Origin of the sequence: Phenylobacterium sp. (genome assembly GCF_036264965.1) — a bacterium.
Lineage (GTDB): Bacteria > Pseudomonadota > Alphaproteobacteria > Caulobacterales > Caulobacteraceae > Phenylobacterium.
Window position 1 is genome coordinate 21,964 of the sequence record NZ_DATAPY010000117.1, and the last position, 25,830, is coordinate 47,793.

The window sequence follows — 25,830 nt, forward strand, 5'->3', positions numbered from 1 at the left end:
GCCGGGACGAGCGGCGGCAAACGTGCAACCGTCGGTAGGCCAGACGACCGGCTGAACGGGGGACCACACCGTGCTGAAGATCGCTGCGATCGCCGCCTGCCTGTCGCTCGCCGCCGGAGCCGCCACAACGGCCGTCGCCCCCTACCCGCCGAATTTCAAGACCCAGACGATCGCCGTCAACGGCACGCAGATCTTCGTCCGCATTGGCGGCCACGGCCCGGCGGTGGTCATGCTGCACGGCTACGGCGAGACCGGCGACATGTGGCAGCCGCTGGCCGTCGCCCTGGCCAAGACCCACACCGTGGTCATCCCCGACCTGCGCGGCATGGGCCTCTCCGCCCATCCGGACACCGGCTACGACAAGAAGACGCAAGGCCGCGACGTCTCCGGCCTGCTCGACGCCCTGCACATCGGCAAGGTCGACGTGGTCGCCCACGACATCGGCAACATGGTCGGCTACGCCTTCGTCGCCGAACAACCGCAGCGCGTCACCCACCTGGTCCTGATGGACGCCCCGATCCCCGGCGTCGGCCCTTGGGAGGAGATTCTCAAGAACCCGCTGCTCTGGCACTTCCGCTTCGGCGGACCGGACATGGAGCGGCTGGTGAAGGGCCGCGAGCGCATCTACCTCGACCGTTTCTGGAACGAGTTCTCCGCCAATCCGAAGAACTTCGATGAGGCCAGCCGCGTCCACTACGCCAAGCTCTACGCCCGGCCGCACGCCATGCACGACGGCTTCGAGCAGTTCCACGCCTTCGACCAGGACGCGCTGGACAATCAGAAATTCCTCGCCGCCGGCCCGATGACCATGCCGGTGCTGGCGATCGGCGGGGAAAAGTCCTTCGGTCCCGAGATGGCCGTGGTGGCCAGGGCCGCCTTCACGAACGTCCAGGGCGTGGTGATCCCCGCCTCCGGCCACTGGGTGATGGAAGAAAATCCCAAGGCCACGGTGAAGGCCGTCGCGGACTTCCTACATTGAGCGCGATCCCAGTCCCGAAACGGAGAAGGTCAATGCCCACGATCACCACCAAGGACGGCGTGGAAATCTTCTACAAGGACTGGGGCAAGGGTCAGCCGATCGTCTTCAGCCACGGATGGCCGCTCTCCGCGGACGACTGGGACGCGCAGATGATGTTCTTCCTGCTGCACGGCTACCGCGTCGTCGCCCACGACCGCCGCGGCCACGGGCGGTCCAGCCAGGTCGCCGACGGCCACGACATGGATCACTACGCCGACGATCTCGCCGCCGTCGTGGCGCACCTCGACCTCAAGGACGCCGTACACGTCGGCCACTCCACCGGCGGCGGCGAAGTCGCCCACTACCTGGCCCGCCACGGCGAGAGCCGCGCGGCGAAGGCCGTGCTGATCAGCGCGGTGCCGCCGATCATGGTCAAGACCGCCGCCAATCCCGGCGGCCTGCCGAAGGAGGTGTTCGACGGCCTTCAGGCGCAGGTCGCAACCAACCGCTCGCAGTTCTATCGCGACCTGCCGTCGGGCCCCTTCTACGGCTTCAACCGGCCGGGTGCGAAGGTCATCGAAGGGGCGATCGACAACTGGTGGCGCCAGGGCATGATGGGCGGCGCCAAGGCCCACTACGACGGCATCGTCGCCTTCTCGCAGACCGACTTCACCGAAGACCTGAAGAAGATCACCGTGCCCGTGCTCGTCATGCACGGCGACGACGACCAGATCGTGCCCTACGCCGACTCCGGCCCGCTGTCGGCGAAGCTGGTGAAGAACGGGACGCTGAAGACCTACAAGGGCTTCCCACACGGCATGCCGACCACCGAAGCCGCGACCATCAACGCCGACCTGCTGGAATTCATCCGGTCCTGACGGGTCCCGCGCCGCGGTCGGCCTATGCCGTGGCCTGGCGATCCCGCGCTGCAGCGGCCGGCGATGGATCGCCGCGCCGAGGTCCGGTTGCGGGGAACAACCTCACGGGGCGGGGCCTTATTGCAGGCCTGGAGGGGCCCACGGCCGCGGCAATCCTGCCAAAACGGCTATGGAGAGTGAGTGATGAACAAGCTTTTTGCATGCGCCGCCCTCATCGGCGCGTTCGGGCTGACGGTTCCCGCACAGGCGGCCGGCGGCGTCAAGATCGGAACCCTGTCGTGCCACGAGCGCGGCGGCTGGGGGCTCGTCCTCGGCTCGTCCCGCGCCCTGAACTGCACCTTCTCAAGCGGCGACCGGGTCGAGCGCTATGAGGGCAACATGACCAAGGTCGGCCTGGACCTCGGCTACCAGCACTCCGGCGCCCTGGTCTGGGCCGTCGTCGCCCCGCACACCGACGTGGCGCGCGGCGCGCTTTCAGGTCACTACGGCGGCGGGACCGCCAGCGCCACGGCGGGCATCGGGATCGGCGCGAACGCCCTGATCGGCGGGCTCGACCGGAGCATCGCCCTGCAGCCCATCAGCGTCGAAGGCACCACCGGCCTGGATGTCGCCGCGGGCATCGGCGCGATGACCCTGCGGTCCGAAGAGGACTGACGTCAAAGCTCACCGCCCTCTGGGCGGTGAGCGTCGCCAGCCTAGCGCGGCGACGGCTTCAGGCGCCAGTAGCGGCGCATGACCACGAAGCTGAAGGACGTGGACCAGCCGATCAGGATCAGGCCGACCAGAGGCTCCAGGCTGGCCACCACCCGCAGGCCGCCGATCGGATAGAGGTCGCCGACGCTCTGGGTCGTGTAGGTCTCCAGCGCGAAATAGTAATATTGGAAGGCGTTTTGCGGGGCGTCGCCGACGAACCGCCCGAGGTGCATCACCGCGGCGCCCAGCCAGAAGGCGAAGGCGAACACGCCCGCCTCGACCATGTGGGCGATCACCACGGCGAAAATCACCCCCAGCATTTTCAGCCGCGGGCTCACCGGCGCGCGAACCGTCAGCACCGAGATGCCGCCCAGCGCCTCATAGTGAATCAGGACGGCCAGGAAGCTGATCACCAGCGCCAGCCCCAGGCCGAGTATCTGATGGATCGGCATGACCGGGCTCGCGTGCGGGGTTCAGGTCTTATGGATCGGGTCGATCCAGGCGACGCCTTCGGGCTTCTCGGCCGGCTCGATCTCCAGGTTCACCACCACCGCGTCGGAGTCGCTGCGGACCAGAACGCAGGACAGCGGCTCGTCGGACGAGGCGTTGATTTCCTGATGCGGCACGAACGGCGGGACGTAGATGAAGTCGCCGGGCCCCGCCTCGGCCGTGAACTCCAGCTTCTCGCCCCAGCGCATCCGCGCGCGACCGCTCACCACATAGATCACGCTCTCCAGCGGCCCGTGATGGTGGGCGCCGGTCTTGGCGTTGGCGTGGATATGGACGGTGCCGGCCCACAGCTTCTGGGCGCCCATCCGGGCCCGGTCGATGGCCACGGCGCGGTCCATGCCGGGGGTCGTGGCGCTGACCTCGCCCAGCTGGTCGCCGGGCACGACACGCACGCCTGAGTGCTTCCAACCGTCGGGAGGGGTCTCTACGCCATCGCTCATGCGGCCAGAAAACGCTGCGCCCGCCGCCTTGGCAAGCTACTCCCGCGCGAGCACGTAGCGCAGGCCGCGCGTGCCAAGGGCCAAGGCAAGCGCGACCAGGATCAGGCTGCGGCTGAGGTGCGTGGCCCAGCCCTCCACTGCGAACTCGGCGGCCAGCATCAGGCAGAGGCCTGCGGCGATCACGCCCATCCAGTGCAGCACGCGCGAAAGCTCGCCCGCGGTTCCGACATTCCTGCGCTTCAGGTGCGGCCAGATGAAGTTGGGCAAGGGGACCTCCCGCGGGCTGGCCAAAAGCGGCAGGAGATGTGTTGGCTTGGGAAGGGGGCCTGGGTTGGGCGCGTCTGTTTCAGCTTCGGCTCGATGCGCAATGAAGCGCGGCCGTGCGTTTCGCCCCCGGCAATCCGGTCAGCACATCTGGCCGATCAGTGCATCTGGGGCGGTTCGACGATCGTCTCGTCCCATTCGCCCACGTCGTCCTGGATCAGCACGTGGCGCGGCTCGCGGTCGAGCACGGCGAAATCGCCGGCCGCCTTGAGGGCCTCGTCCTTGGTGGCGTACTCGCCGAGCTCGCCTTCCGCCTCGTCGACCAGAATCCAACGCCCGTCGAACGCCACCACGCTAAGATCGAACATCGCGCTCTCCTGCCCCTGGATCGCCTTATTTCATCGAACGCCGGCGGGATTCGCCATGTCCGATAGTCGCAGGTTATGCCCATATCCCTGGCCGAAGGTTAAAGCCTCGGCGGCGGATCGCCGGCTGAATCTCCGGCGCGGCGAGTTGCCGACGCTCGGCGCTCCTACAATCCCCTTTCGGGCGCTTTATTCAACCTGCAGAAGAATTCCAGCCGCCGGACGTCATCTTATTCAACTCACAGAAGAACGGCGTCGGCGGCGAACGCCGCTGTGCTAAGGTGAAGATTGAGTTAAGGCCGGCCTGCGTTTGCGGGCCGTTGTCATACGTTGGGGGACGATTGATGCGCAGCTTGATTTACGCGACCGCCAGTTGTGGCGCGTTGCTGATCGCGACGGCGGCGCACGCCGCTGTCAATTTGGACTTCGTAGGCGACACCTCAGCCTCCGTCTCGCTGCAGACCCAGGCGACCGACCTGCCGGGCGGCGGCGTGGTCGCCAGCAAGGTCAAGATCGACGGAACGCAGTCCGTCTTCTACGGCGGCAGCGCCACCGCCGACGTGGAGGTCAACTCCAGCTCCGCCAGCTTCACAAGCGGCGTCGCCGCCCGCGGGTCCACGGCGACCGGCGCAGCCACCTGGGGGTCGAGCGCCACGGCGCTCTCCGGCATCACCGCGACGATCACCAATACCGGGGCCTCGGCCGTCCAGCTCAACTCGATCAACTCGACGATCATCCAGGCCGGCATGGGCTTCATGGTCCAGAATCCGACGGGCAGCGCCATCAACAACGACGTCTTCACCGGCTACGGCATGAGCCAGACCGGCGCGTTCGGCGATTTCTACAAGCCCAGCCTGGCCGGGCAGACGATCGCCACAGCCAACTTCACCTTCAACGTCTATGGCAACAACTACGGGACCGTGGGCTCCGAGGCGCCGGCCCTCTATACCCTCAGCGGCTCGGTCAGCCTCGGCTTCGACGCCAACGGCAACGTCGTCGAGACCTCCAACGTCGGCGACGCGCAGAGCATCCTCAGCGGATTTGCGCCGATCTATCCCGACCTCGACAGCGGCGGAAATCCCCTGCCGCTCAGCAACGCCGACCAGATCGCGGGCTACGAGTGGAATGAGACACCCATCAACGTGGCGCTGAACTCGCTGCTCGGCGCCGGCGCCAGCACCAACCTCTACTATATCGCCACCTCCACCGTGGACATCTCCATGCCGTGCATCAGCGCGACGGAGTGCCTGGTGGGCTGGTCGGGCTTCGGCGACCCCGTCGGCCGTGGCGGCGGCGTGTCCGACGACTTCGAGTCCGCCCAGGGTCTCAATTTCCAACAGATCGCGCCGGCTTGCCCGAACGACACCAGCCAGATCTGCTTCTCGCCTCAGACCATTCAGCCCTTCAGCGACCTCAGCGTCGGCGGCGTCGGCGGCGTACCTGAGCCGGCCAGCTGGGTGGGCATGATCATGGGCTTCGGCCTGGCTGGCGCGGCATTGCGGCGGCGGAGCGTGGTGTCGTACAGTTAAGGTATGACGCCAGATACTGCGGATCCTTTCGGCCGACAGGACGAAGCGTACGCATATCGGGCGTTCATCAGCTACAGCCACCGGGACAAGGCGCTCACGCAGTGGCTGCACCGTGAGCTGGAAGGCTACCGCATCCCCGCCAAGCTGGCGGGCAAGGTCACCAACGTGGGCGCCGTCCCGCGCCGGTTGCGGCCGATCTTCCGAGATCGTGAGGAGCTGCCGGCCTCCGGCGACCTCTCCGCCGAACTGAGCGCGGCGCTCCGCCAGTCGATGTTCCTCGTGGTGATCTGCTCCCCGGCGTCCGCCAGGTCGCGCTGGGTCAACGAGGAGATCGTTCAGTTCAAGCGGATGCATGGCGACGGCCGCGTGCTGGCCGTGGTCGCCGACGGCGAGCCCTACGCCTCCGACGTCGCGGGCGGCGAGGACCGCGAGTGCTTCCCTCAGGCCCTGCGCTACCGCATGGGCGACGACGGCCAGCTCTCCGACATCCGCGCCGAGCCGATCGCCGCCGATGTCCGGCGCGAGGCGGACGGCCAGCGCCTGGCGACCCAGAAGCTGATCGCCGGCCTGACCGGCCTGAAGCTGGACGAGGTGGTCCAGCGCGAGAACCAGCGCCGCGTCGCCCAGATCACGACTGTCGCCGTCGGGGCCATGATGGGCATGGTGGTCACCGGCGGGCTCGCCTTCTACGCCAACTCCTTGCGGATCGAGGCCGACAGCCAGCGGACCATCGCCCAGCATGAGGCGGCCGCGGCGCGGGCCGCCGCCGACTACCTGGTTGGCACCTTCGAGCTGTCGAATCCGGCGGTGGAGAACCCGCGGACGATCACCGCCATGACCATCCTGGATCGCAGCGCCCAGCGGGCGCGCCGCGAGCTGGCGGATCAGCCGGCCATCCAGGCGCGACTCCTGGCGACGCTGGGCCGCGCCTACAACAACCTGGGCCTCTTCGCCCAATCGCAGGCGGCGATCGAGTCCTCCATGCCGGCGATCGACCGATCCGGGCCGGAAGGCGCCGAGGCGCTGCTGGTCTTGTCGGACACCTATTCGCGTGAAGGCGCGCTGGACAAAGGCCTGCAGGCCGTTCGCCACGCCCAGAGCCTGATCGGCCCGTTGACCCCGTCCACCGCCGTCCTGCATGCGCGGGCCGCGCTCGCCGAGGGCAAGCTCCTGATCTCGGCGACCAAGGTGAAAGAGGGCGTCAGCGCCTTCGACCGCGCCCTCGCCGACTACAAGATCGCCACCGTCCGGCCACCCGGCGCGGTCGCCGCGGTGCTCAACAACCGTGGGCTCCTGCTGTCCGACGATGGCCAGTTCGCCGCCGCCGACGCCTCGCTCACGCAGTCATTGCAGCTTTTCCAGACGGAGCTGGGCCCCAACCATGTGTCGACCGGCAAGGCTTGGTTCGCGCTCGCCCAGAACTCGTTCAATGCCGGTCAGCTCCCCGCGGCCCGTACGCAGATCGCCAACGCGCTCAGCATCGAGCGCGTGGTGTTGGACCCGGACAACGCGACGCTGGCGGACACCCTGTCGATGCAGGGCCAGATCTACCAGGGCCTTGGCATGTTGCCCGAGGCCGAACGGTCGCTGCGCGAGGCCATCGGCATCTACCGCACCGCGTTCAGGGGCCCGCACTACCTGATCGGCATCGCCGATGTGTACCTGGGGCTGGTGCAGTCCCAGCAGGGAAAGACCGCCGCTGCGCTCGCCACCCTCGACGACGCCAAGCGCAACTACGACGCCAGCTACGGCAAGATCCACCCCAACCACGGCGACCTGCTGGTCAATCGCGCCAAGGTGCTCGCCCGCGCGAACCGCATGCCTGAGGCCCGGCGGGACTGCGAGGCGGGCCTGGCGATCCTGCGCCAGACCATGGGCCCCGACGCCAGCTTCACCAAACAATCGGCCAAGGACTGCCAGGCGTTGGCTCCGCCTCGCCCGGCTCCTGTCGTCGCGGCGCAGCCTCCCGCGGCGACGGCGCCTTCGACGCCCGCCGCAACACCCCCAGCGCCCGCGCCCGCGGTCCCCGCATCGCCGCCACCGGGGCCCTAACGGCCGGTCGGGCTCCGCGACAGGCGGTAGATCGGATAGACGCCATAGCCCTTAGGCAGGGCGATCTTGCCCACGTAGTCGCAGTCGAAGCGGTGGTCCTTCTCCATCTCCAGCACCGCCGCGAACGGCTCGGTGACATAGACGGCGCCCGACGGCGTGATCGGCTCGATCCGCGCCGCGCGCGAGACTTCGTTGCCATAGTAGGTGGTGCGCCGGGTCACCGGATCGTAGCCGGAATAGGTCGGGCCATAGTGCAGGGCGATCCGCATGGCCGTACCCTCGCGCACGCCCAGCGTCTTGCAGTCGACCTTCTTCAGCTCCTCGCAGAGGTCCAACGCCGCCAGCGCGGCCGTCGGCGCGTCCTGGAACACTGCGAAGATCGCATCGCCCCAGGTGTTGCCCGAGCGGATCACCTCGCCATGCCGCTCCAGCGAACGGGCCGCGCGGACCATCACGTCCTCCCAGAAGAGCGGAAGGACCCGTTCCTCCAGCTTGGAGAAGCCCGGATAGTCGGTGAACATCAGGCCGTAGGTGCCACGCTCCACATCCAGCGCCGGCGGCGGCGGCGGGAACGTGGGCCGGATCAGTTTCGACGCGACCACAACCTCGGAGCGGCGTCCGGTGTCGCGCCAGGAGGTCACGTCCGACCCGCTCAGCGTCCGGTCGCCGCGCTCTTCGACGATCACCAGCTGTATCGCCTCTGCGTGCAGCTGCCGGGCCCGCAGCCGCGCCATGCCCATGGACACCTTCGAGCCATAGGCGAATTGGGACATCTCGCCCATGTAGCTCATGTTGCTGGCGTAGGTGACCGAGGCGGACCGATCGAGGATCGCGCGGTAGCGGGCCACCCATTCCTCGCCGGCCGGCGCCACGGACTGCTCGATGAAGTCCGCCTCGGCGAATGGCAGCACCACGTGGATCTCGGCCCCACGCTCCAGCAGGAGTTCGGCGATCAGGATGTCGCTGCCGGCCGCCAGCGCGCCATAGCCGAAGCCGACATTCTCGCGTGCGATCACCTCACGCATGCGCGCCGACAGGTCGGCGTCCAGCTCGGGATCGCTGATGAAGATGTTGCCGCAGAACATCGCCACCTTCGGCGGCTGGATCAGCTCCAGCAGGCTTTCCAGACCATGGCCTTCGCCCTCGGCGGCAATCAGCCGGCGCAATTGCAGCACGGTGGTGGAACGCGCGCCGACATCGGCGTCCGGGGCCTGCATGGCGCGCTCCAGCGCGCCTCGTGCGCCGGCCACGTCGCCGGTGACCGCCAGCGCCTCGGCCAACGTCGCAAGTGAAAAATAGTCGCTGCGGCCGCTGGCGATCATGTCTTCGGCGACCCCGTGGGCGAGCGAGCTCGCCAGCTCCCGCTGCCCCGCGATCTTGGCCAGGGTTGCGGCGTTGATCGCTGGATAGCTGGACTTCGTCTGTTCGTAGACGGCCAGGTAGAGCCTGGCGGCGTCCATGAGCCGCTCCGGATCGGGCGTCGGCGCGTCGAACGCCTGGTCCTTCAGGAGCCGCGCCTTGAGGGACAGCGGGTCCACACCGCCGATCTCTTCCAGCCGGTAGTCGTCGTAGAGTTTCAGTCCCCGCTCGGTGTCGCCCAGGCGCGCGAGCGTCAGCACCTCGAGGTAGTTGAGCTCCGGAACGCTGGTGTCGCCTCGGCGGGCCACCTCATCATAGGCGCTCAGAAGGTCGCCACGCGCCAAGGCGGCGCGCACGGATGCCGCCCGCTCCTCCGGTGTCCGCGGCGCCGTGGGCGTCACGCGGACCTGCCTGTGACTGGGCGCACCGATGCGCGGCCCCAAAGCCGCGACCCTAGCGTCACACTCCGCACGCCCAGTGGACCCCCACGCCTCCGACCACGCCGCCAACGCCGGCGCCGCTCGATGTAACGATGAGGCTAGCGTGACATTGCGCCACAGTCCATCGCGGTGCTGTCGGAGTGGTTATGCCACCGCGCTTCACGGTTGATCGGAAAGCCACAGAAGCAGCGTTTCCCTATATTTCGCTTTCCTGCCCGCGGGCGCCGCCAATGGGCCGGAAAGTCTACTCGGCGTCGCGGAAATAGGGCTCGACGGGGCCGCTGAGCTTGATGGTCAGTTGCTTGCCGCGGCGGTCGAGGGTCTTGCCCACCGCCAGCTTCACCCAGCCCTCGGAGACGCAATATTCGTCGACGTTGGTCTTGTCCTCGCCCTTGAAGCGCACGCCCACGTTCAGCGCCAGGATGTCGGCGTCATAGAAAGGGCTGTCGGGATCGGTGGCCAGGCGGTCGGGAAGGCTCGGTTTCTCGCTCATGGCGTCCGCCTCGCACAGCCCGCCGCCCGGTTCAAGACCCGCGGCCTCTTGGCGGCGGCGCGGACGAAGGCGTACATTCCGACCATCGGTATTTTCAGAGTCCACATAAGGACCGCGCCGATGGGCGCGGGGAGGCGCTGATATGAAACTCAACCTCATGTCCTCAGCGGCGGTTTGCGTCGCGCTCGCCGCGGCGCCGGCCGCCTTCGCCCAGTCCAGCGCCTATCACGCGCCGCGCACGGCCTACGGCCAGCCCGACCTGCAGGGCGCCTGGACCAACGCCACCATCACCCCCTTCGAGCGGGATGCGAAATACGGGGATCGCCTGGCGCTCACCGACCAGGAGGTCAAGGCGCTGGAGGGCGCGAACGCCCAGCTGGTCGCCGACGGCAACAAGCCCACCGACCCCAAGGCGAAGGTCACCGACCTGCCGCAGAACTGCGGCCGCGGTTTCGTCGGCGTCGACTGCGGCTACAATTCCGCCTGGGTCGATCCGGGCACCACGATCATCGACATGGGCGGCGTGAAGCGGGACTCCATCATCGTGTCGCCGGCCAACGGCCGCCTGCCGAAGATGACCCCCGACGCCGCGGCCAGGATGCAGGCCCGCGTCACCGGCGCCCGGCGCGCCTCTTTCGACAATCCGGAGAACCGCTCGCTGGGCGAGCGCTGCATCCTGTCGTTCGGCTCCAGCGCCGGGCCGCCGATGCTGCCGCTGCTCTACAACAACAACTACCAGATCGTGCAGACCCGGGACGAGGTCGCCATCGAGGTGGAGATGGTCCACGACATCCGTCACATCCGCCTCACCGGCGGCCACCCACCCGCCGGCGTGAAGCTCTGGATGGGCGACAGTCTCGGCCATTGGGAGGGCGACACCCTGGTCGTCGAGACCACCAACATGCGGCCCGAACAGAACTTCCGCGGCGCCTCGGTCGGATCGAAGATCGTCGAGCGGTTCACCCGCGTGGGGCCGAACCAGATCAAGTACAGCTTCACGGTCGACGATCCGCAGATCTACACCGCGCCCTACACCGGCGAGGTGGCGCTCAACGCCACGAAGGGCCCGATCTACGAATACGCCTGTCACGAGGGCAACTACGCCCTGCCCGGCATCCTGGCCGGCGCCCGCACCGAGGAAAAACAGGCCCTGGCGGCGCCCAAGGCCGCAGGGACCGGCGGGAAAGAGTAGCTACCGGCAGCCGTCGACCGTCTTCTCCAGGTCCGCCAGGCGGCGGTCGCGCAGCAGGCGGCCGGCGGCCATCAGCTGGTAACGGTCGGCCGCGCCGCCGGCGTCGCGCAGGGCCGCGTCGCTGTCCGGGTACTTGGGCGCCCGCGGGAAGGTCTTGGGCACGCACGACCTGGCCGGCGCGGTGATCGTCACCACATCGTGCTGCGGCTGGGCCGGCGCGACAGGCGTCGGCGTCTTGGTCACCGGCGGCACGGCCAGGTGCGGCGGCGCTGTCTTCGATGGCAGGCTCTGGCAAGCGCCCAGCGCAAACGCGCAGGCCGCCAGCACCGCGGCCGATCTCCACGCGCCTTGGCTCATTTCAGGGTCTCGAGCACCGCGCGGTCCGCGCTTTCCATCCGCGCGCAGACATCGAAGCCCTGTGGCCCGTTGGCCGCCAGGTGCTGGGCGCGCTGTTCGGGGGTGAGCAGCGCACTGGCCGCGCGGCTGCGCGCCAGATCCGCCGGACCGCCTTCGCAGGCCGCAAGGCGGGCGTGCAACGCCACGCCGTTCCGCTGGTTCTCCGCCGTCAGCGTGACGATCCGCGCGCGCAGGATCGCCTCGTTATGCTGCGACTCCGTCGTCGAGGCGATGAGCAGCGCGCACATCACGATCGCCACGGCGAAGCCCATCGGTCCGGCCACAGGGCTCGTGAAGGCCTGAAGCAAGCTACGCAGCATCCGGTCAATTCCTCCCCCGCGGCGCACAGCTCCGCCGCAAGTTCTCAACGCGTGAACAGGCCAGAAGCTCCGCCATAACTAAGGCGGGCGCATGACGGCATGGTCGTTTGGCCGACATACCCTCGTCGCCTTGCAGGCCTAGAGCCTCCCGTGGGGCGCGAAGGAGCAAACCATGGCCGTCTACCGCATCTACCTGGTCCACGACGACGGAAGGCTGGAGCCTGACGAGAGCTTCTACTGCAAGACCGACGAGGAGGCGGTCGGCCGCCTGGCCCCGCCGGCGCGCGTCGACGTCCGCGCCGAGCTCTGGCAAGGCGGCCGCTTCATCGCCGTCGCCGGATCGCGCCGACCGGCGACGGACCAACGCCCTTACGCCACCGGCTGACGGGCCCACGCGGCCGGCCTCAGTGCATAGTCCCGGCGACGATCTCCAGCTTGTTGCCGTCGGGGTCATAGACGATCGCGCCGTAGTAGCCGGCGGCGATGTCGGGGTGCAGGCCCGCGGGCCGCACGCTGCTCGCCCCGGCGCTCAGCGCCGCCGCGTAGGCTGCGTCCACCGCGGCGCGGCTGTCGGCGGCGAAGGCGATGTGGGTCCCCAGGCCCGCCACCCGATCGCCGGTCACCGGATAAAGGTAGAACTGCGCGCCCTCGCCGCCGGGACCATAGGCCAGCTCCGCGTCGTTTGGCGTGGGTGTGGCTGTGACCCAGCGGCGCCAGGAAGGCGTCGTAGAAGGCCCGCGCCGCGGCCAGATCGCGGACGCCGACGGACAGATGATCGAACATGTGGGGACCTACCGGAAAAGCTTGCCAGCGAAGCTTGCTCCTGGAGATGGGGTCGCGCCGCGCCCGTGTCAGGTCCGCGGCATGGAAAAGGTGAAACGGGTCTCGGCCGCGTCGGAGGTCACACTCAGGGTCCCGCCATGCGCGCGGGCGATCTCGGAGGCGATATAGAGCCCCAGGCCCAGGCCCTGCTGTCCGTGGTGATGCTCCGCGCGCGTGAAGGGCTCGAACAGCACCGCCAGCCGCGCCGGTGGGATCGGCTCACCGGCGTTGGCCACCGACAGCTCGAAGCGCTCCCCCTCGGCGCGCGCCCGCACCCTCACCGGCGCATCTTCGGCGCCGTGCCGCAGGGCGTTGCCGAGCAGGTTGGACAGCAGTTGCGAGACACGGCCGCGGTCGCACGCCACCACCTCATCGAGCACGATGTCCGCCTCGATCTCGCGGTCCGGATAGGCCAGCCGCAGCTCGTCGACCGTCTGCACGATGGCGTCGCCCAGGCCCGGGCTCTTCCGCCGCTCGATCTCGAAGCCGCCGCCCAGCCGCGCGCGGGCGAGATCCATCACATTGTCGATCAGGCCCGCCATGCGTTGCACGCTGGCCTGCATGGCGCCCACCAGCGACGTCGCCCGCGCGTCCAGCGGCGTCCTGGCCAGCAGCCGCGCGCCGGCCTGGATCGAGGCCAGGGGGTTGCGCAGATCGTGCCCCAGCACGGCGATGAACTGCTCGCGCAACTGCGCGGCCTGTTGCGCGCTGAGCAGCGCCGCCTGGCTCTCCGCCAGCCGCTCCTGGGTGTCCATGTGCTGGGCGATCAGGTCGGCGAACAGCTTGAACATCCCCATGACCTGGGGGTTCTTCAGCCGCGCCGGACGCAGATCGATGGCGCACAGCGTCCCGAAGACCTCGCCGTTCCGGAAGATCGGCTGGGAGATGTAGCTCTGGAACCCGTACTGCGCCGCGGTGGGATGGCCCCGGAAGTCGGGGTCCTCGGCCACGTGGTCGATCACCACCGCCTGGCCGCTCTGGCGGATCTCGTGGCAGATGGTGGTCTGCAGGTCCAGCTCACCGCCGGGGACCAGGCCGAGGGCGATCTCGTCGCGTACCGCCAGCGCCACCCAGCGGTCCTCAGTCACCCGCGCGATGGCCGCGAACCCCATGCCTGTGGTGCGGCAGATCACCTCCAGGATCATCGGCACGGATTCGATCCGGCCGATGGCCTCAGCGTCTTCAGCAATCGTCACGCGCGTTCAAATCCCGACCGCGCCCCTCGGGCGGAGGCTCTACAGGATCAGACGCCGCCGACCACGTCCTGCCGCCACCCGACTTAGCGGGCGCCACGTTCAGCCAGGCGCGGCGGCCGCATCGGCCGCCTGGAAGCCGATCACCTCGTGCGACCCATCGCAGAACGGCTTGGTCTTCGAGGCGCCGCAGCGGCACAGGAAGAGCTTGGTCTCGCCGGAGATGTCGATCGGCTGGCCGGTGGAATCGGTCAGCCTCAACTCCGACAGGTCGCCCCCGACCACGATCGAGCCATTGGCCGAGAACAGCATCTTGATCGCCATCGTCGTCTCTCCTCAGGATCGAGCCCGTTCAGGCCGTTCGTGGGGTCCTATTTCGGCTTCCTGAACTTCAGCACGAACTGGTCGGTCTTGCCGCGGATCGAGGGATCGAAGACCCCCTTGGAATGGTCGTCGGCCGGATTGCCCAGCAGTTTGTCGTCCGCCGCGACCAGCTTGAAGCCCGCCGCCTCGACCTCCTTCTTGACGATCGCCTCGTCGATCCGGTGCTGGGTGTCGGCGACGGTTAGCGGCGACCCGGCCGCGGCGGCGTGGTCGACGATCACGTAGAGACCGCCTGGCCTGAGAGCTTTGAAGACCTGCCGGTTGACCCCATCGGCGGTGTCGGCGGGAAAGGGTTTCAGGTGCATGTCGTGATAGTTCTGGACGGTCAGCACCAGGTCCAGCCCGTCCGGAAGGCCAACCGCGCTCAGCGGCGCGGTCAAGGGCGTCACGTTCTTGTAGTCGGCGACCACGCTCGACTGCTCAGCGCCATAGGCGGCGCGGAACTTGATGAACTCCGCCGACTGGTAGGCGTAGACCTTGCCGCTCGGCCCCACCGCCGGCGACAGGATGCGAGTGAAATAGCCGCCGCCCATCATGAAGTCGGCGACCTTCTGGCCGGGCTTCACCTCCGCCAGCGCCAGCAGTTCAGCGGGCTTGCGCGCCACGTCGCGCGATGAGTCGGCCGGCGGGCGCTTCTGGTCGCCCAGGGCCGCCGTGAGGTTCTCCGGAACCGCCGCGACAGCGACGCCCGCGAACGCGGCCATCGCCAGAACCGAAACCACCAGATTGCGAGCCATGCCCGACGCCTCCCTGAAACCCTAGCCGTGCGCCAGCCTAGCACCGCTTTCCGGCCCCGTGCGACCGCCCGCAGTGCAAATGCGCGGCGCCGTCGCGAAAGCCGCGGGGCCGGAGCGGCGCCGAACCTTCCGCTCGCGGCATCCACACGCTACGCCTAACGCGTTCGGGGAGCGCGATAATGTCGGAGGCGGCCGCGGCGACGGTTGAGGAAGTCCCCGGCTTGCCGGCCATCCCGCTGCACGGCGGCCAGCGGGTGCGGCTGCTGCTCTACGCGGGCGTGCCGATCTTCATCGGCAACTTCGCCGCGCCGTATCAAGGCCTGATCGGGCTGCCGATCACCTTCTTCCTCAAGAACCGCCTGCATCTGGCCGCCAACCAGACCGCCCTGTTCAACCTGATCATCTCGATCCCGCTGTTCGTGGGCTTCGTCTTCGGCTTCATCCGCGACCGTTGGAGCCCGGGCGGCGCCGGCGACCGCGGCCACCTCGTGGTCTTTGGCTTCGCCACCGCGGTGGTCTTCGGCCGGACCGCCTTCATCGCTCCGGCCTACGCGACGCTGTTGATCAGCGTCTTCCTGCTCACCGTCCTCAGCCAGTTCGTGGGCGGCGCCGCGGCGGGCCTCGCTTCGTCGGTGGGCCGCCACCACGCCATGTCCGGCCAGATGAGCACCGTGATGAACGCCGCCATCCTGACGCCTCAGGTGATCTCGTTCCTGCTCGGCGGCATCCTGAGCGGCGCGCTGGAGGGAGCCGGCGCCACCAACGCCGCGCGAGTCATCTTCCTGATCGGCGCCGGGCTGATGATCGCCATGACGGCTTTCGGGGCCTTCGGGCCCAGGCGCCTGTTCGACGACGCCAAGGCCGGGACTGAGAAGCCGGCCCTGCGCCTGACCGCCGGCGCCGATGTCCTTCGCCTGCTGAAGACCTGGGCCATCTGGCCGGTGGTGATGATCCAGCTTCTCTGGCAGTTCGCGCCCGGCGCCGGCGTGGCGCTGCAGTACCATATGGCCAATGACTTGAAGGCCACCGACGCCCAGGTCGGGGCCTTCTTCTCGATCTTCTATGTCGGCTTCCTGCCGGTCTATCTGCTCTACGCCTGGCTGGCCCAGCGGCTCAGGCTGGGGACCCTGCTGTGGATCGGCGCCATTCTGGCCGTGCCGCAGATGGCCTCGCTGCTGCTCATCCGATCGGCCTCCGGCGCGCTCTGGGCCGCGGTGCCCATGGGCCTCCTGGGCGGCATCGGTCAGGCGGCCTTCACCGACCTGGCCATGCGCTCGTGCCCTAAGGGGCTGGAAGGCACGATGATGATGCTCTTCCTGTCGCTCTACTGGATCTCCACCCGCGTCGGCGATCTGTGGGGCGCGGACCTCTACGAGCACCACGGCGGGTTCAACACCGCGCTCTGGGCGACCATCGCCGTCTACGCCGCGATCCTGCCGATCATCTTTCTGGTCCCCAAGGCCATCAAGGCCGGCAAGGACGCCTGAGCGCGGCCCGCTTGCCCCGCGGAGCGTCGTTCGGTGGAACCGGCGCCGGGGCTGTGCCGTTGCAAGGGCTTCAGGGGACCGCCGTGCCTGCCCTCACCTGTCCGCGGTCCCAGCCAGGAGACCGCCCCATGCGTCATCTCGCGCTCGCCACCCTTACAGCCGCCGCCGCGCTCGTCGCCGGCGCCCCCGCCTTCGCCCAGAACGTCGACGAGGTCACCGTCACCGGGCACGGCCCGCGCGCCATGAGCCTCAGCGACACCGTCAGCTACGCCGACCTGGACCTCAACCTGCGCGCCGACCGCGACCGCCTGCTGCGCCGGGTCAGCGACACGGCGGGCCGGCTCTGCGACCAGCTGGACCAGGACCCGGCCTCGAACCACAACATCGGCAAGTCCTGCAAGGACGTCGCGATCCGCGGCGCCATGGGCCAGGTGCGTCAGGCCTTCGCCGACGCGAGCTCCAACCCGGCCTACGTCAACACCTACGGGACGCCGACCAGCGCCATCGCGCCTGACAATCCGAACGACGATCGGACGTCCTACACGACCGTCGACAACGGCCCGATCCCCGACACCCCGGCGAACCGCGCCCGCTACGGCGGCCCGACGTCGCGCGCCGGCCAACACACGGCCGCACGCGGAAACTAACCGGGGGCTCGCGGGAACGAAGGGGCGGACGCCGGGTTGACTTTCCATGGCTGCTCTCGACATCCGTCCGCATTCGCGCCGTCTGAGCCGGCTCGCGGTGGCGGGTCTGGCCGTGCTGGCGGTCGGGGGCTTCGCCGCCGGCCTCAGCCGCCAGATCGCGTCCGCCTCAGGCCCTTCGCCCTTCCCGCCGCCGCAGGAAAAGTCGCTGCAGATCGAGGTGGCGAACGGCGTTGCGCCGGCCACGCCCGTCGCGGCGCCCAGACACGCCCCCGCGCCGACCGCTGATGACACCGTCGAAAGCGCGCAGACACCGCCGGCCGCCGACGCCTCCGCCGTGGTCGCCGATCCGCCGAGCCCGCCGCCGACGGAGGCCGCCCCGCCGCCCGAGCCGCGGCCGGACCCGCCCGACGATCCGCCCACCGTCTAAGCTCCGCCATGGTTCATCTGCCGGTCACCCGCCCGCGCCCAGGGTGACGGTTGTCCCTGCGCGGCTGCGTGCCTTGTCGCGGATGGGCGCCTGACGGCTGCGTAGCTTGTCGTCGGCGGAGCCCCCGGCGCCGGGAGAGTGTCAGCGTCGGGGGCTCTGGACCGGTCGGCCCTGGGGTGCAATCAGCACGCCTGATGGTGGCAGGAGTGGTCTGACGGCCGGTCAGGCCTCGGGAACGATCCGAGAGCCTCAAGGGGACTGTGCCCCTGGAACTTCGGCAAAATCGCGCCCCGCGGCGGCCCCGCCTGAAACAGTTCCGCAACGATGGAAGCGCAAAGGGGCGTCCATCCGGCAGGCCATGCCCCTGGGACTCATTGCCCGGGGGCGCCCGACGCCGTAAATTGCTAGTGGATCCATTCATCGCGCTTGAGGCGCGAACCATTCTTCCTGGAGTCAGCCGTGAACCGCGTTCTCATGCTCGCCGTCGGAACCGCGCTCTGCGCCGCGCCGATCGTCTTCACCAGCCAGATGGCGCTCGCCGCCGACGCCAAGACCGCGACCCCGATGGCCGCCGACGGCCACCCCGATCTCGGCGGCTTCTGGTCCAACGCCACGCTGACGCCGGAGCGTCGACCGGCCAAGCTCGGCAACCGCTCCACCTACACCCCGGAAGAGGTGAAGAAGATGGAGGGCGCGGTGGCCCAGGAGGTCGTGGAAGGCAACAAGCCGACCGACCCCAACTCCGGGGCCGAGGGCGGCAAGGAAGACCCTTCGAAACTGCGTCCGGAATTCGCCGCCGCCGGCGGCGACGTGGGCGGCTACAACCGCGGCTGGCTCGACCCCGGCTCGGCGATCATGCGCGTGCACGGCGAGCCGCGCACCTCGTTCCTGACCACCCCGGACGGCCAGCCCCCGGCCCGTATCGACAAGACCGCCGCCGGCGGCTTCCCGCGCGGCATGGGCTCGTTCGACAACCCGGAGAACCGTTCGCTGGGTGAGCGCTGCATCATGGGCTTCGGCCGCAACGCCGGCCCGCCGATGCTGCCCAACGGCTTCTACAACAACAACTACCAGTTCCTGCAGACCAAGGACGCCTTCGTCATCGAGGTCGAGATGGTGCACGACACCCGCGTCGTGCGCATCGGCGGGACCCACCGCACCGACGGCGTGCGGCCCTGGATGGGCGATTCCGTCGGCCATTGGGAAGGCAATACCCTGGTGGTCGAGACCACCAACATTCCGCAGACCCAGGCCTACAACGGCTCCTGGAAGAACCTGAAGGTCACCGAGCGCTTCAGCCGCGACGGCAAGGACCGGGTCCTCTACCAATATTCGATCGACGACCCGACCGCCTGGGCCAAGCCCTGGGGCGGCGAGTACGAGTTCTACAAGCTGAACGGGCAGATTTACGAATATGCCTGCCACGAGGGTAACTACGCCCTGCCCGGCATGCTCGGCGGCGCCCGTCGCCAGGAGCAGGAAGCCGCGGCCAAGGGCGGCGCCCCCAAGGGGGGAGCCGACTAAATCGACTGCAGCGTCCCTCCTCCCTTGAGGGAGGAGGAAGCGAGACTTTGGGCCCCGGTTCGCAAGAGCCGGGGCCTTTTTCTATCTATCTGACAGCGTTAAGCAACTTGCTTCACGCGCTCTTAGGCATAGGCGTTTAGCCTGTGATGGGACGTGTATTTAGGTATTGGCCGATGAGCCAGGTTTCAGAGGTCCTTCGTTTCGCTCACAGCCTCGCGGGGCACCCGCTTGGGGTGGTGGTCGCCATCGCCCTGGTCGCCGCCCTGGTCGAGCAGCGCATGGCGCGCCGGCGCACCCCGGACTTCTCCGTCGCCTATCGCGATCTTCGCGGCGGCGCGCTCAAGCCCAAACACCAGCGGCCGCCGCCGGCCCCCTGAGCCGAGGCGGCCGCGCGCCCGTCGGCTATCCAACCGCCGCGTCCGGCGCCACACTTCGGTCCGCACAGAAGACGGCGGAGAACCGGCGATGTTTGCGCAGATACTGGCCCTGATGTTCGCGGCGGCCGCGCCGCCTGACGCTGCGCCGAACACCGTCTCGCCGCTGACCGTCAAGGCGCCGCCGCCCACCAAGCTGCCACCCGCCGATGCGGTCGTGGATGTGGCCAGCGACGAGGAGTCCGCCAACGGCGACTTCGTGGCGATCTGGCCGGCGCTGGCCTACCAGACCGGCGCCCAGGGCCACGTGCGGCTGAACTGCAAGGTGGACGCCCACGGTCTGGCCGAGACCTGCCAGGTGGTCTCCGAGAGCCCGACCGGCAAGGGCTTCGCCGCCGCCGCCCTGGAGCTTCGCCCCACCTTCAAGCTGGTCCCGCGCAAGGGCGACGACGGCCAGCCGGTCACCGCGCGAATGACCCTCAACCTCACCTTCATTCCACCGGCTAAGGAGCTGGTCGGGACGCAGGCCACCAGCGCCGCCATCCGGTCGATGAAGGATGTGGACGGCCTGATCGCGTCCCAGACGTCGATCCGCGGCAACCCTTTGGCCATGCGCAAGGTGACCATGGTCGACGATCCGCTGTGGACCGCCGCGCCCAACTTCGACGACCTGACCGCCGCCTATCCCGCCGCCGGCGGCGGGGTCGAAGGCTATGTGGCGGCCCACTGCAAGGTCGACCGCTCAGGCCCCAAGGCCGGGCTCCTGCAACAGTGCGGGGCGATCAAGGAGGCGCCGCATGACGCGGGCTTCGCCAAGGCCGCGCTCAGCCTGACGCCGAAGTTCCGCATCGCGCCGGAGGCCCTGGCGCGCGCGCCGCACGGCGCCGACCTGTGGGTCGACGTTCCGATCCGCCTGCCGCCGCCCGCGCAGATCGCCGACCGCACGGTCATGGCGCCGATCTGGGTCGCCAGCTTCGACCCGCGGGCCACGCCCAAGCTGTTCCCGCCGGAAGCGGTCGCCGGCGGCCTGACCACCGGCCGCGGCGTCGCCCGATGCGATGTCGGGATCGATGGCGCGCTGACCGCCTGCGCCCCGGAAGCCGGCGACCCCGATGGCCTGGGCTTCTCCCAAGCGGCCGTGAAGCTGGCCTCGACCATGAAGATGAACCTCTGGTCGGCGGACGGCGCGCCGGTCGAGGGCGGGGTGGTGCACATCCCGATCCGTCTCAACCTCAAGCCCGAGGCGAAGTAGGATGCTCGCGCAGATCCTGGCCCTGATGTTCGCGGCGGCCGCCGCGCCGCCGGCGCCGCCCGCCACGGCGCCGACCACGGTTTCGCCGGTCGACGTGACCTCGCCGGGCGCCAAGCCGCCGCCGGCCGACGCCAAGATCGACATGCAAGGGACCGACGACGACGTCGAACAGCTGGTGGCGATCTGGCCGGGCACGGCCTATCAGGCCGGCCTCGGCGGACGGGTGACCCTGCGCTGCCTGGTGGACGTCCATGGCCTGGCCGAACGCTGCGACGTCGCCTACGAAGCACCCCCCGGCAAGGGCTTCGGCAAGGCCGCCCTGGAGATGCGCCCGACCATCAAGCTGGCGCCGCCCCTGGGTCCCGACGGCGTCCCGATCGCGGCGATCAAGAACATCTCGGTGAGCTTCAAGGGGACCGACAGCCAGGTCACCATGGCCGCGGCGATGGCCGGCGGAACGTTCGGCCTGCACAACCCGCTGCAGATGCGCAAGGTGACCATGCTCGACTTCCCGGTCTGGGCGGCGGCGGCCAGCTTCGACGATCTGGCGGCGGCCTATCCGGCCAAGGCCGGCGACGCCGAGGGCTACGCGGTCGCCCACTGCCAGGTGCGCAGCTCCGGGGTCCTCGCCGGCTGCCAGACCATCAAGGAGGCGCCGGAAAAGCTGGGCTTCGGTCCGGCGGCCACCGCGCTGGCGGCCGCCAGGTTCCGGGTCACGCCGCAGCTCGCCCAGACCCGCCATTCCGGGGAGCTGTGGGTGGATGTGCCGATCCGCTTTCCCCCGCCGGCCGAACTTGCCGCGCGCACGGTGATGGCCCCCACCTGGGTCGCCGCCTTCGATCCCAAGGCGATCCCCAAGCTGTTTCCGCCGGAGGCCGCCGCCAATGGCCTGACCACCGGCCGCGGCGTGGCCCGATGCACGGTCGCCGCGGACGGCCGGCTGACCGATTGCGCGCCGGAACCCGGCGCCCCCGACGGCCTGGGATTCTCCGAGGCCGCGGTGAAGCTCGCCTCGACCATGAAGATGAACCTCTGGTCCGCCGACGCCGAGCCCGTGGAAGGCGGCGTCGTCCACATCCCCATCCGGCTCAACCTCAAGAATCCGGCGAACTGAAGTATAATTGGCGACCTCGTCATAGCTTGACTGTAGAGTCTACGGTCAAGCTGCCGTCAATTCAGCACATTTGCGACTCTATTACGTCGCAGCGGCAATCCAACACATCCCTCCAGAGACGTCGCGTCGGTAAGTGGTTCGCCACGGACGCCGGCCGGGGATGGCGTCGGGGAGTTGCTTACAATGGTTCGGGCGATCAGCTTGACACCGCGCGAGCGGCGTTGGCTTGCGATCATGAGCTGGCTTGTGGGGATCGCGCTGTTCGTGCGCTTCACCCAGGTGCTGCCCTGTTGCGCCGCGCCGACCCTGGACGCCGCGCTGCGAAGCCACGCCTGCGACGCGGCCTTCACCACCGCCTGCCCACGCTACGAAGACTGCGCCCCGCGCTGAGCTTTCCCTTGGCCTAAAGCGCGATCCGGCTAGGCTTTCCACTAGGTGGCGGAGAGCGTGCGATGGCGGAGATCTGGCAGTGGTCGGCGGTGGAGACCGCCCGCAGGGTCGCCGCGCGCGAGGTCAGCGCTACGGAGGTTCTCGAGGCCCACCTCGCCCGCAAGGCCGCCGCCAACCCCGCCCTGAACGCCGTCGTCGTCGACCTGAGCGCTGAGGCGCGCGCCGCCGCCCGCGCCGCCGACCAGGCTCAAGCCGCCGGCGCGCCGCTGGGGCCCCTGCACGGCGTACCGGTCACCGTGAAGATCAACATCGACCTGGAGGGCCAGGCCAATTCCAACGGCGTTGCGGGCCTGGCGAATCTGATCGCCCCGGGCGATTCGCCGGTGGTCGCCAATCTGCGCGCCGCGGGGGCGGTGATCCTGGGCATGACCAACACGCCGGAGTTCTCGCTCCGGGCCTTCACCTCCAACCCGCTGCATGGCCAGACCTACAATCCGTGGGACCCCGCCATCACCTGCGGCGGCTCCTCGGGCGGCGCCGGCGCCTCGGTCGCGGCCGGCATTGGCGCCATCGCCCACGGCAACGACATCGGCGGCTCCCTGCGCTGGCCGGCCAGCTGCAACGGCGTCGTCGCCATCAAGCCGACGCTCGGCCGCGTGCCCGCCTACAACCCCAGCGCCGCCGCCGAACGCCCGCCCATGGCCCAGCTGATGAGCGTCCAGGGCCCGCTGGCCCGCGAGGTCGCCGACGCCCGCCTCGCCCTGGAGGTGATGAGCCGCCGCGACCCGCGCGACCCCTGGCAGGTCCCCGCTCCGCTCACCGGCCCCGCGCCGCCCCGACCGATCAAGGTCGCCCTCGCCGAAATCCCCGCCGACCTGAAGACCGACCCCGAGGTCCTGGCCTTACGCGACCGCGCCGCCGCCTACCTCGCCGACGCCGGCTACGAGGTCGTCCCGGTCGCCGTGCCTGACATCACCCAGGCCTGGCAGCTCTGGTGCGACCTGATCTGCACCGAGATCGCCACCGTCCAGCTCGGCCCCATGCGCGAGCTCGGCAGCCCGGCCTTCATCGGCGCCCTGGAGGGCCTCCTGAAGATGGCCACCCTCCTCGACGCCGTCGGCTACATGCAGGCCATGGCCGCGCGCGCCCGCATCCTTCGCGAGTGGCTGATGTTCCTGGAGACCTATCCCCTGGTCCTGGCGCCCGTGGCCGTTAAGCCCACGCCCGCCTTCGACGCGGACTTGCAGGGCGACGCGGCGCTGCGCGAGATCTTCCGCAACGACCAGCGCTTCCTGGGCGCGATCAGCGTCCTGGGTCTGCCGGTCGCCGTCGCCCCCGCCGGCCTCACCGCGGCCGGCCATCCGGTTGGGGTCCAGCTGATCGCCGGCCGCTACCGCGAGGATCTGGCGCTGGACGCCGCCCAGGCCATCGAAGACCGCGTCGGGGTGCTGACCCGCAAGCTCTGGGCGCACTAACCGGCGAATCCGCCGATCCTGCCCGTTGAGAAACCGGGACGGAGCAGCGCGATGTCAGTGATCGACGGCGTGAGACACGAACTCCAAGAGGCCGAACGCCAGCTCCTGGTGCAGCTGCGCTTCCTGCGCCGCAACCTGCGCGCCGAGCATGCGGCGGTTAAGGGCGAACAGGATCTGACGCTGGGCCAACGCGTCGCCGACATGGTCGCCTCGACCATGGGCTCGTGGAAATTCATCATCATCCAGACCACGATCCTGTTCGTCTGGATCGTGCTCAACGTCACCGCCTACGTGCAGAAGTGGGACCCCTATCCCTTCATTCTCCTGAACCTGGCCCTGTCGTTCCAGGCCGCCTACGCCGCACCCTTCATCATGATGAGCCAGAACCGCCAACAGGACATCGACCGGCGCGAGGCGGAGGAAGATCACAAGATCAACATCAAGGCCGAGCTGGAGATCGAGCTCCTGCACCAGAAGCTCGACGCGCTCCGCGAAAAGGAAGTCCTCGCCCTCACCGAGGCCATCGCCGTCCTGACCGACCTCCTGCAGGCCGAACGCGCCGGCAAGGCCGGCACAGCTCCGCCGGCCTAGATCAGAAGTGGTGCGTGCAGAAGGCCAGCAGCAGGATCACCGGAAGCGGCACGCCGATGGCGAAGAGCAGGATGGAGCGCATGATAACCTCGTCCTTGTGGAGCCGTTGAAAAGCCGCGAACTAACGCCCTGGCTTGGCCCGCGTTCCGCCCCCGCCACGCGCGGCAAACGTCGGATTACCAACGTAAGAATGCGGCCTCGCCCCGAATTTCCGACTCGCCATGTCCCTAATGTTCTGCTTTTGTTCCAAGCATGGACTTCAAGATGCGCATCGTGCCCATCGGCGACCAGGCGGCGCTCGGCGACCATCGCCACTATCCGGGCGCGCGCCTGCTGCTGGTCTGCAGCCTCTGCGGCTGGTCGAAGGCCTACAAGGTGGAGCGGGTCATCGACCGGCTGCGCCAGTTGAAGTCCGGCGGCCACGCCACGCGCCTGGAGCAGGTGGCCCGCCGCGTCGCCTGGAACTGTCCCGGCTGCGGCCGGGTGAAATGGCGCGCCCACTTCGCCTGGCCCCCCGGCTTCGACAACCGCGAGGCTAAGCGCCTCGCCAACCTCTACCGCAACTGAAGCGGCGAGCCCGCTTGCGTTGACGCGTGGCGAACGAGGGTCGATGAAGGGCGGGACGTCCTGGGAGGATGGGTCCATGAAGCGTGGCGTAGTCTGCGGCCTGGCCGGCCTCGCCTGCGGTCTGGCGCTCGCCGGCCCCGCGGCGGCCGCGCCCTATCAGCCGCCGCGCAATGGCTTCGGCCAGCCGGACTTCGGCGGCGACTGGACAAACACCACGCTCACGCCCCAGGCGCGCCCGGCGCTCTACGGCGCGCGCCGAGCCCAGACGCCGGAGGAGGTCCGCCTGCTGGAAGGCGCCGTCGCCGCCAAGGACGCCGCCTCCGCGGCCCCCGTCACCGCCGCCGGCGCGGGGGGCGCCTCGGACAATGTCGGCGCCTATGACCGCGCCTGGATCGACCAGGGCGCGAAGGTGATGCGCGTGAACGGCGAACCTCGCACCTCGCTGATCACCACCGCCGACGGCCAGCCGCCGCCGCCTCGCGGCGAGGCCGCCAAACCCCTGCCGCCCGGCGCGGGCTCGGTCGAGGCGGGCCGCCAAGCGGTGAAACAGGCGGCCGACTTCGACCAGTTCGCCGCCCAGGGCAATGTCGCCATCGGCCGGATGGGCTCCTTCGACAATCCGGAGAGCCGCGGCGTCGGCGAGCGCTGCATCATCGGCTTCGGCCGCAACGCCGGCCCGCCGATGTTCCCCAACGGCTGGTACAACAACAACTACCTGATCGTGCAGGGCAAGGATGAGGTCGGCATCGTGGTCGAGATGAACCACGACGTACGCCACATCCGCCTGAACGCCAGCCACCGCACCGACGACGTCCGGCCCTGGTTCGGCGACAGCATTGGCCGCTACGAGGGCGAGACCCTGGTCGTCGAGACCGACCACTTCCCGCAGGCCCAGGCCTATTTCGGCGCCTGGAAGACCCTGAAGGTCACCGAGCGCTTCACCCGCGTGGGCAAGGA

The 25,830-nt window shown here is 69.2% G+C and carries 31 protein-coding genes; 19 read left to right on the plus strand and 12 right to left on the minus strand.

The window, feature by feature from the left end; all coding sequences use genetic code 11:
* Positions 1–70 precede the first annotated feature (70 nt).
* The 3 genes from VHS75_RS15320 to VHS75_RS15330 all read left to right on the plus strand — a co-directional run bounded on the left by VHS75_RS15320 (position 71) and on the right by VHS75_RS15330 (position 2,490).
* Positions 71–979 carry an alpha/beta hydrolase gene (locus tag VHS75_RS15320; protein ID WP_329639479.1) on the plus strand — a complete coding sequence of 303 codons (909 nt, stop codon included), beginning with the start codon at positions 71–73 and terminating at the stop codon, positions 977–979.
* 32 nt (positions 980–1,011) lie between these two features.
* Entirely contained in the window at positions 1,012–1,836 is an 825-nt protein-coding gene (locus tag VHS75_RS15325) for an alpha/beta hydrolase (protein ID WP_329639480.1), read from the plus strand.
* A 183-nt stretch (positions 1,837–2,019) separates the two neighbouring features.
* Positions 2,020–2,490 carry a DUF992 domain-containing protein gene (locus tag VHS75_RS15330; RefSeq protein WP_329639481.1) on the plus strand — a complete coding sequence of 157 codons (471 nt, stop codon included), beginning with the start codon at positions 2,020–2,022 and terminating at the stop codon, positions 2,488–2,490.
* A 41-nt stretch (positions 2,491–2,531) separates the two neighbouring features.
* Here VHS75_RS15330 and VHS75_RS15335 read toward each other — a convergent pair whose 3' ends face one another.
* The 4 genes from VHS75_RS15335 to VHS75_RS15350 all read right to left on the minus strand — a co-directional run bounded on the left by VHS75_RS15335 (position 2,532) and on the right by VHS75_RS15350 (position 4,111).
* The gene (locus VHS75_RS15335) at positions 2,532–2,981 is read right to left on the minus strand and encodes an ion channel (protein WP_329639482.1); all 450 of its coding nucleotides are present in this window, start codon (positions 2,979–2,981) and stop codon (positions 2,532–2,534) included.
* Between the two features lie 21 nt (positions 2,982–3,002).
* A complete protein-coding gene (locus VHS75_RS15340) occupies positions 3,003–3,431 on the minus strand; it encodes a cupin domain-containing protein (protein ID WP_329639483.1) in 429 nt (142 codons plus the stop codon).
* Between the two features lie 84 nt (positions 3,432–3,515).
* Positions 3,516–3,746, minus strand: coding sequence for a hypothetical protein (locus tag VHS75_RS15345; protein WP_329639484.1), 231 nt, complete (start codon positions 3,744–3,746; stop codon positions 3,516–3,518).
* Between the two features lie 155 nt (positions 3,747–3,901).
* The gene (locus tag VHS75_RS15350; protein WP_329639485.1) at positions 3,902–4,111 is read right to left on the minus strand and encodes a hypothetical protein; all 210 of its coding nucleotides are present in this window, start codon (positions 4,109–4,111) and stop codon (positions 3,902–3,904) included.
* Positions 4,112–4,452: 341 nt separating this feature from the next.
* On the opposite strand from VHS75_RS15350, the gene VHS75_RS15355 reads away from it, so the two are divergent.
* The gene (locus tag VHS75_RS15355; RefSeq protein ID WP_329639486.1) at positions 4,453–5,637 is read left to right on the plus strand and encodes a PEPxxWA-CTERM sorting domain-containing protein; all 1,185 of its coding nucleotides are present in this window, start codon (positions 4,453–4,455) and stop codon (positions 5,635–5,637) included.
* Between the two features lie 3 nt (positions 5,638–5,640).
* On the plus strand, positions 5,641–7,689 hold the full coding sequence (locus tag VHS75_RS15360; RefSeq protein ID WP_329639487.1) for a tetratricopeptide repeat protein: 2,049 nt from the start codon (positions 5,641–5,643) through the stop codon (positions 7,687–7,689).
* On the opposite strand, the gene VHS75_RS15365 is transcribed toward VHS75_RS15360, so the two are convergent.
* On the minus strand, positions 7,686–9,404 hold the full coding sequence (locus tag VHS75_RS15365) for a tetratricopeptide repeat-containing protein (protein ID WP_329639488.1): 1,719 nt from the start codon (positions 9,402–9,404) through the stop codon (positions 7,686–7,688). The two genes, VHS75_RS15360 and VHS75_RS15365, sit on opposite strands and share 4 nt — an antisense overlap.
* A gap of 328 nt (positions 9,405–9,732) precedes the next feature.
* On the minus strand, positions 9,733–9,981 hold the full coding sequence (locus VHS75_RS15370; protein WP_329639489.1) for a DUF3297 family protein: 249 nt from the start codon (positions 9,979–9,981) through the stop codon (positions 9,733–9,735).
* 142 nt (positions 9,982–10,123) lie between these two features.
* Here VHS75_RS15370 and VHS75_RS15375 point away from each other — a divergent pair, with 142 nt between their 5' ends.
* On the plus strand, positions 10,124–11,173 hold the full coding sequence (locus VHS75_RS15375; protein WP_329639490.1) for a hypothetical protein: 1,050 nt from the start codon (positions 10,124–10,126) through the stop codon (positions 11,171–11,173).
* On the opposite strand, the gene VHS75_RS15380 is transcribed toward VHS75_RS15375, so the two are convergent.
* Both VHS75_RS15380 and VHS75_RS15385 read right to left on the minus strand, forming a co-directional pair.
* Entirely contained in the window at positions 11,174–11,530 is a 357-nt protein-coding gene (locus VHS75_RS15380) for a hypothetical protein (RefSeq protein ID WP_329639491.1), read from the minus strand.
* Complete coding sequence (locus tag VHS75_RS15385) at positions 11,527–11,841, minus strand: hypothetical protein (protein ID WP_329639492.1); 315 nt, start codon at positions 11,839–11,841, stop codon at positions 11,527–11,529. Before VHS75_RS15385 ends, VHS75_RS15380 begins: the two co-directional genes overlap by 4 nt.
* Before the next feature lie 220 nt (positions 11,842–12,061).
* On the opposite strand from VHS75_RS15385, the gene VHS75_RS15390 reads away from it, so the two are divergent.
* On the plus strand, positions 12,062–12,274 hold the full coding sequence (locus tag VHS75_RS15390) for a hypothetical protein (RefSeq protein WP_329639493.1): 213 nt from the start codon (positions 12,062–12,064) through the stop codon (positions 12,272–12,274).
* A 19-nt stretch (positions 12,275–12,293) separates the two neighbouring features.
* Here VHS75_RS15390 and VHS75_RS15395 read toward each other — a convergent pair whose 3' ends face one another.
* From VHS75_RS15395 to VHS75_RS15410, 4 genes are all read right to left on the minus strand, one after another.
* Entirely contained in the window at positions 12,294–12,665 is a 372-nt protein-coding gene (locus VHS75_RS15395) for a VOC family protein (protein ID WP_329639509.1), read from the minus strand.
* 75 nt (positions 12,666–12,740) lie between these two features.
* Entirely contained in the window at positions 12,741–13,907 is a 1,167-nt protein-coding gene (locus VHS75_RS15400; RefSeq protein WP_329639494.1) for a GAF domain-containing sensor histidine kinase, read from the minus strand.
* 99 nt (positions 13,908–14,006) lie between these two features.
* Entirely contained in the window at positions 14,007–14,228 is a 222-nt protein-coding gene (locus tag VHS75_RS15405) for a CDGSH iron-sulfur domain-containing protein (protein WP_329639495.1), read from the minus strand.
* Between the two features lie 47 nt (positions 14,229–14,275).
* Positions 14,276–15,025 (minus strand): methyltransferase, encoded by a 750-nt coding sequence (locus VHS75_RS15410; protein WP_329639496.1) that lies wholly within the window; start codon positions 15,023–15,025, stop codon positions 14,276–14,278.
* A 179-nt stretch (positions 15,026–15,204) separates the two neighbouring features.
* On the opposite strand from VHS75_RS15410, the gene VHS75_RS15415 reads away from it, so the two are divergent.
* The 12 genes from VHS75_RS15415 to VHS75_RS15470 form a co-directional block, all read left to right on the plus strand.
* The gene (locus VHS75_RS15415) at positions 15,205–16,512 is read left to right on the plus strand and encodes a hypothetical protein (RefSeq protein WP_329639497.1); all 1,308 of its coding nucleotides are present in this window, start codon (positions 15,205–15,207) and stop codon (positions 16,510–16,512) included.
* Positions 16,513–16,640: 128 nt separating this feature from the next.
* Entirely contained in the window at positions 16,641–17,159 is a 519-nt protein-coding gene (locus VHS75_RS15420; protein WP_329639498.1) for a UrcA family protein, read from the plus strand.
* 46 nt (positions 17,160–17,205) lie between these two features.
* The gene (locus tag VHS75_RS15425) at positions 17,206–17,586 is read left to right on the plus strand and encodes a hypothetical protein (RefSeq protein WP_329639499.1); all 381 of its coding nucleotides are present in this window, start codon (positions 17,206–17,208) and stop codon (positions 17,584–17,586) included.
* 459 nt (positions 17,587–18,045) lie between these two features.
* On the plus strand, positions 18,046–19,110 hold the full coding sequence (locus VHS75_RS15430) for a hypothetical protein (protein WP_329639500.1): 1,065 nt from the start codon (positions 18,046–18,048) through the stop codon (positions 19,108–19,110).
* Positions 19,111–19,283: 173 nt separating this feature from the next.
* The gene (locus VHS75_RS15435) at positions 19,284–19,487 is read left to right on the plus strand and encodes a hypothetical protein (RefSeq protein WP_329639501.1); all 204 of its coding nucleotides are present in this window, start codon (positions 19,284–19,286) and stop codon (positions 19,485–19,487) included.
* An 88-nt stretch (positions 19,488–19,575) separates the two neighbouring features.
* Positions 19,576–20,736, plus strand: a complete 1,161-nt coding sequence (locus VHS75_RS15440; protein ID WP_329639502.1) for a TonB family protein — start codon at positions 19,576–19,578, stop codon at positions 20,734–20,736.
* 1 nt (position 20,737) lies between these two features.
* Positions 20,738–21,850 (plus strand): hypothetical protein, encoded by a 1,113-nt coding sequence (locus VHS75_RS15445; protein ID WP_329639503.1) that lies wholly within the window; start codon positions 20,738–20,740, stop codon positions 21,848–21,850.
* A 234-nt stretch (positions 21,851–22,084) separates the two neighbouring features.
* Positions 22,085–22,240 carry a hypothetical protein gene (locus tag VHS75_RS15450; protein ID WP_329639504.1) on the plus strand — a complete coding sequence of 52 codons (156 nt, stop codon included), beginning with the start codon at positions 22,085–22,087 and terminating at the stop codon, positions 22,238–22,240.
* 62 nt (positions 22,241–22,302) lie between these two features.
* Positions 22,303–23,715: an amidase gene (locus tag VHS75_RS15455; RefSeq protein ID WP_329639505.1), complete on the plus strand. Its 1,413-nt coding sequence runs from the start codon at positions 22,303–22,305 to the stop codon at positions 23,713–23,715.
* 51 nt (positions 23,716–23,766) lie between these two features.
* Positions 23,767–24,306 carry a DUF1003 domain-containing protein gene (locus VHS75_RS15460; protein WP_329639506.1) on the plus strand — a complete coding sequence of 180 codons (540 nt, stop codon included), beginning with the start codon at positions 23,767–23,769 and terminating at the stop codon, positions 24,304–24,306.
* Positions 24,307–24,570: 264 nt separating this feature from the next.
* Entirely contained in the window at positions 24,571–24,873 is a 303-nt protein-coding gene (locus tag VHS75_RS15465; RefSeq protein ID WP_329639507.1) for a hypothetical protein, read from the plus strand.
* Between the two features lie 76 nt (positions 24,874–24,949).
* The coding region (locus tag VHS75_RS15470) for a hypothetical protein (RefSeq protein WP_329639508.1) at positions 24,950–25,830 on the plus strand (881 nt) is incomplete at its 3' end.

Coding starts and splice junctions, on each gene's coding strand:
- VHS75_RS15440 (WP_329639502.1), top strand. CDS start 19,576: ATGTTTGCGCAGATACTGGCCCTGATGTTCGCGGCGGCCGCGCCGCCT.
- VHS75_RS15405 (WP_329639495.1), bottom strand. CDS start 14,228: ATGGCGATCAAGATGCTGTTCTCGGCCAATGGCTCGATCGTGGTCGGG.
- VHS75_RS15425 (WP_329639499.1), top strand. CDS start 17,206: ATGGCTGCTCTCGACATCCGTCCGCATTCGCGCCGTCTGAGCCGGCTC.
- VHS75_RS15415 (WP_329639497.1), top strand. CDS start 15,205: ATGTCGGAGGCGGCCGCGGCGACGGTTGAGGAAGTCCCCGGCTTGCCG.
- VHS75_RS15355 (WP_329639486.1), top strand. CDS start 4,453: ATGCGCAGCTTGATTTACGCGACCGCCAGTTGTGGCGCGTTGCTGATC.
- VHS75_RS15410 (WP_329639496.1), bottom strand. CDS start 15,025: ATGGCTCGCAATCTGGTGGTTTCGGTTCTGGCGATGGCCGCGTTCGCG.
- VHS75_RS15460 (WP_329639506.1), top strand. CDS start 23,767: ATGTCAGTGATCGACGGCGTGAGACACGAACTCCAAGAGGCCGAACGC.
- VHS75_RS15380 (WP_329639491.1), bottom strand. CDS start 11,530: ATGAGCCAAGGCGCGTGGAGATCGGCCGCGGTGCTGGCGGCCTGCGCG.
- VHS75_RS15445 (WP_329639503.1), top strand. CDS start 20,738: ATGCTCGCGCAGATCCTGGCCCTGATGTTCGCGGCGGCCGCCGCGCCG.
- VHS75_RS15465 (WP_329639507.1), top strand. CDS start 24,571: ATGCGCATCGTGCCCATCGGCGACCAGGCGGCGCTCGGCGACCATCGC.
- VHS75_RS15370 (WP_329639489.1), bottom strand. CDS start 9,981: ATGAGCGAGAAACCGAGCCTTCCCGACCGCCTGGCCACCGATCCCGAC.
- VHS75_RS15420 (WP_329639498.1), top strand. CDS start 16,641: ATGCGTCATCTCGCGCTCGCCACCCTTACAGCCGCCGCCGCGCTCGTC.
- VHS75_RS15375 (WP_329639490.1), top strand. CDS start 10,124: ATGAAACTCAACCTCATGTCCTCAGCGGCGGTTTGCGTCGCGCTCGCC.
- VHS75_RS15450 (WP_329639504.1), top strand. CDS start 22,085: ATGAGCTGGCTTGTGGGGATCGCGCTGTTCGTGCGCTTCACCCAGGTG.
- VHS75_RS15330 (WP_329639481.1), top strand. CDS start 2,020: ATGAACAAGCTTTTTGCATGCGCCGCCCTCATCGGCGCGTTCGGGCTG.
- VHS75_RS15360 (WP_329639487.1), top strand. CDS start 5,641: ATGACGCCAGATACTGCGGATCCTTTCGGCCGACAGGACGAAGCGTAC.
- VHS75_RS15325 (WP_329639480.1), top strand. CDS start 1,012: ATGCCCACGATCACCACCAAGGACGGCGTGGAAATCTTCTACAAGGAC.
- VHS75_RS15335 (WP_329639482.1), bottom strand. CDS start 2,981: ATGCCGATCCATCAGATACTCGGCCTGGGGCTGGCGCTGGTGATCAGC.
- VHS75_RS15350 (WP_329639485.1), bottom strand. CDS start 4,111: ATGTTCGATCTTAGCGTGGTGGCGTTCGACGGGCGTTGGATTCTGGTC.
- VHS75_RS15390 (WP_329639493.1), top strand. CDS start 12,062: ATGGCCGTCTACCGCATCTACCTGGTCCACGACGACGGAAGGCTGGAG.
- VHS75_RS15435 (WP_329639501.1), top strand. CDS start 19,284: ATGAGCCAGGTTTCAGAGGTCCTTCGTTTCGCTCACAGCCTCGCGGGG.
- VHS75_RS15385 (WP_329639492.1), bottom strand. CDS start 11,841: ATGGGCTTCGCCGTGGCGATCGTGATGTGCGCGCTGCTCATCGCCTCG.
- VHS75_RS15455 (WP_329639505.1), top strand. CDS start 22,303: ATGGCGGAGATCTGGCAGTGGTCGGCGGTGGAGACCGCCCGCAGGGTC.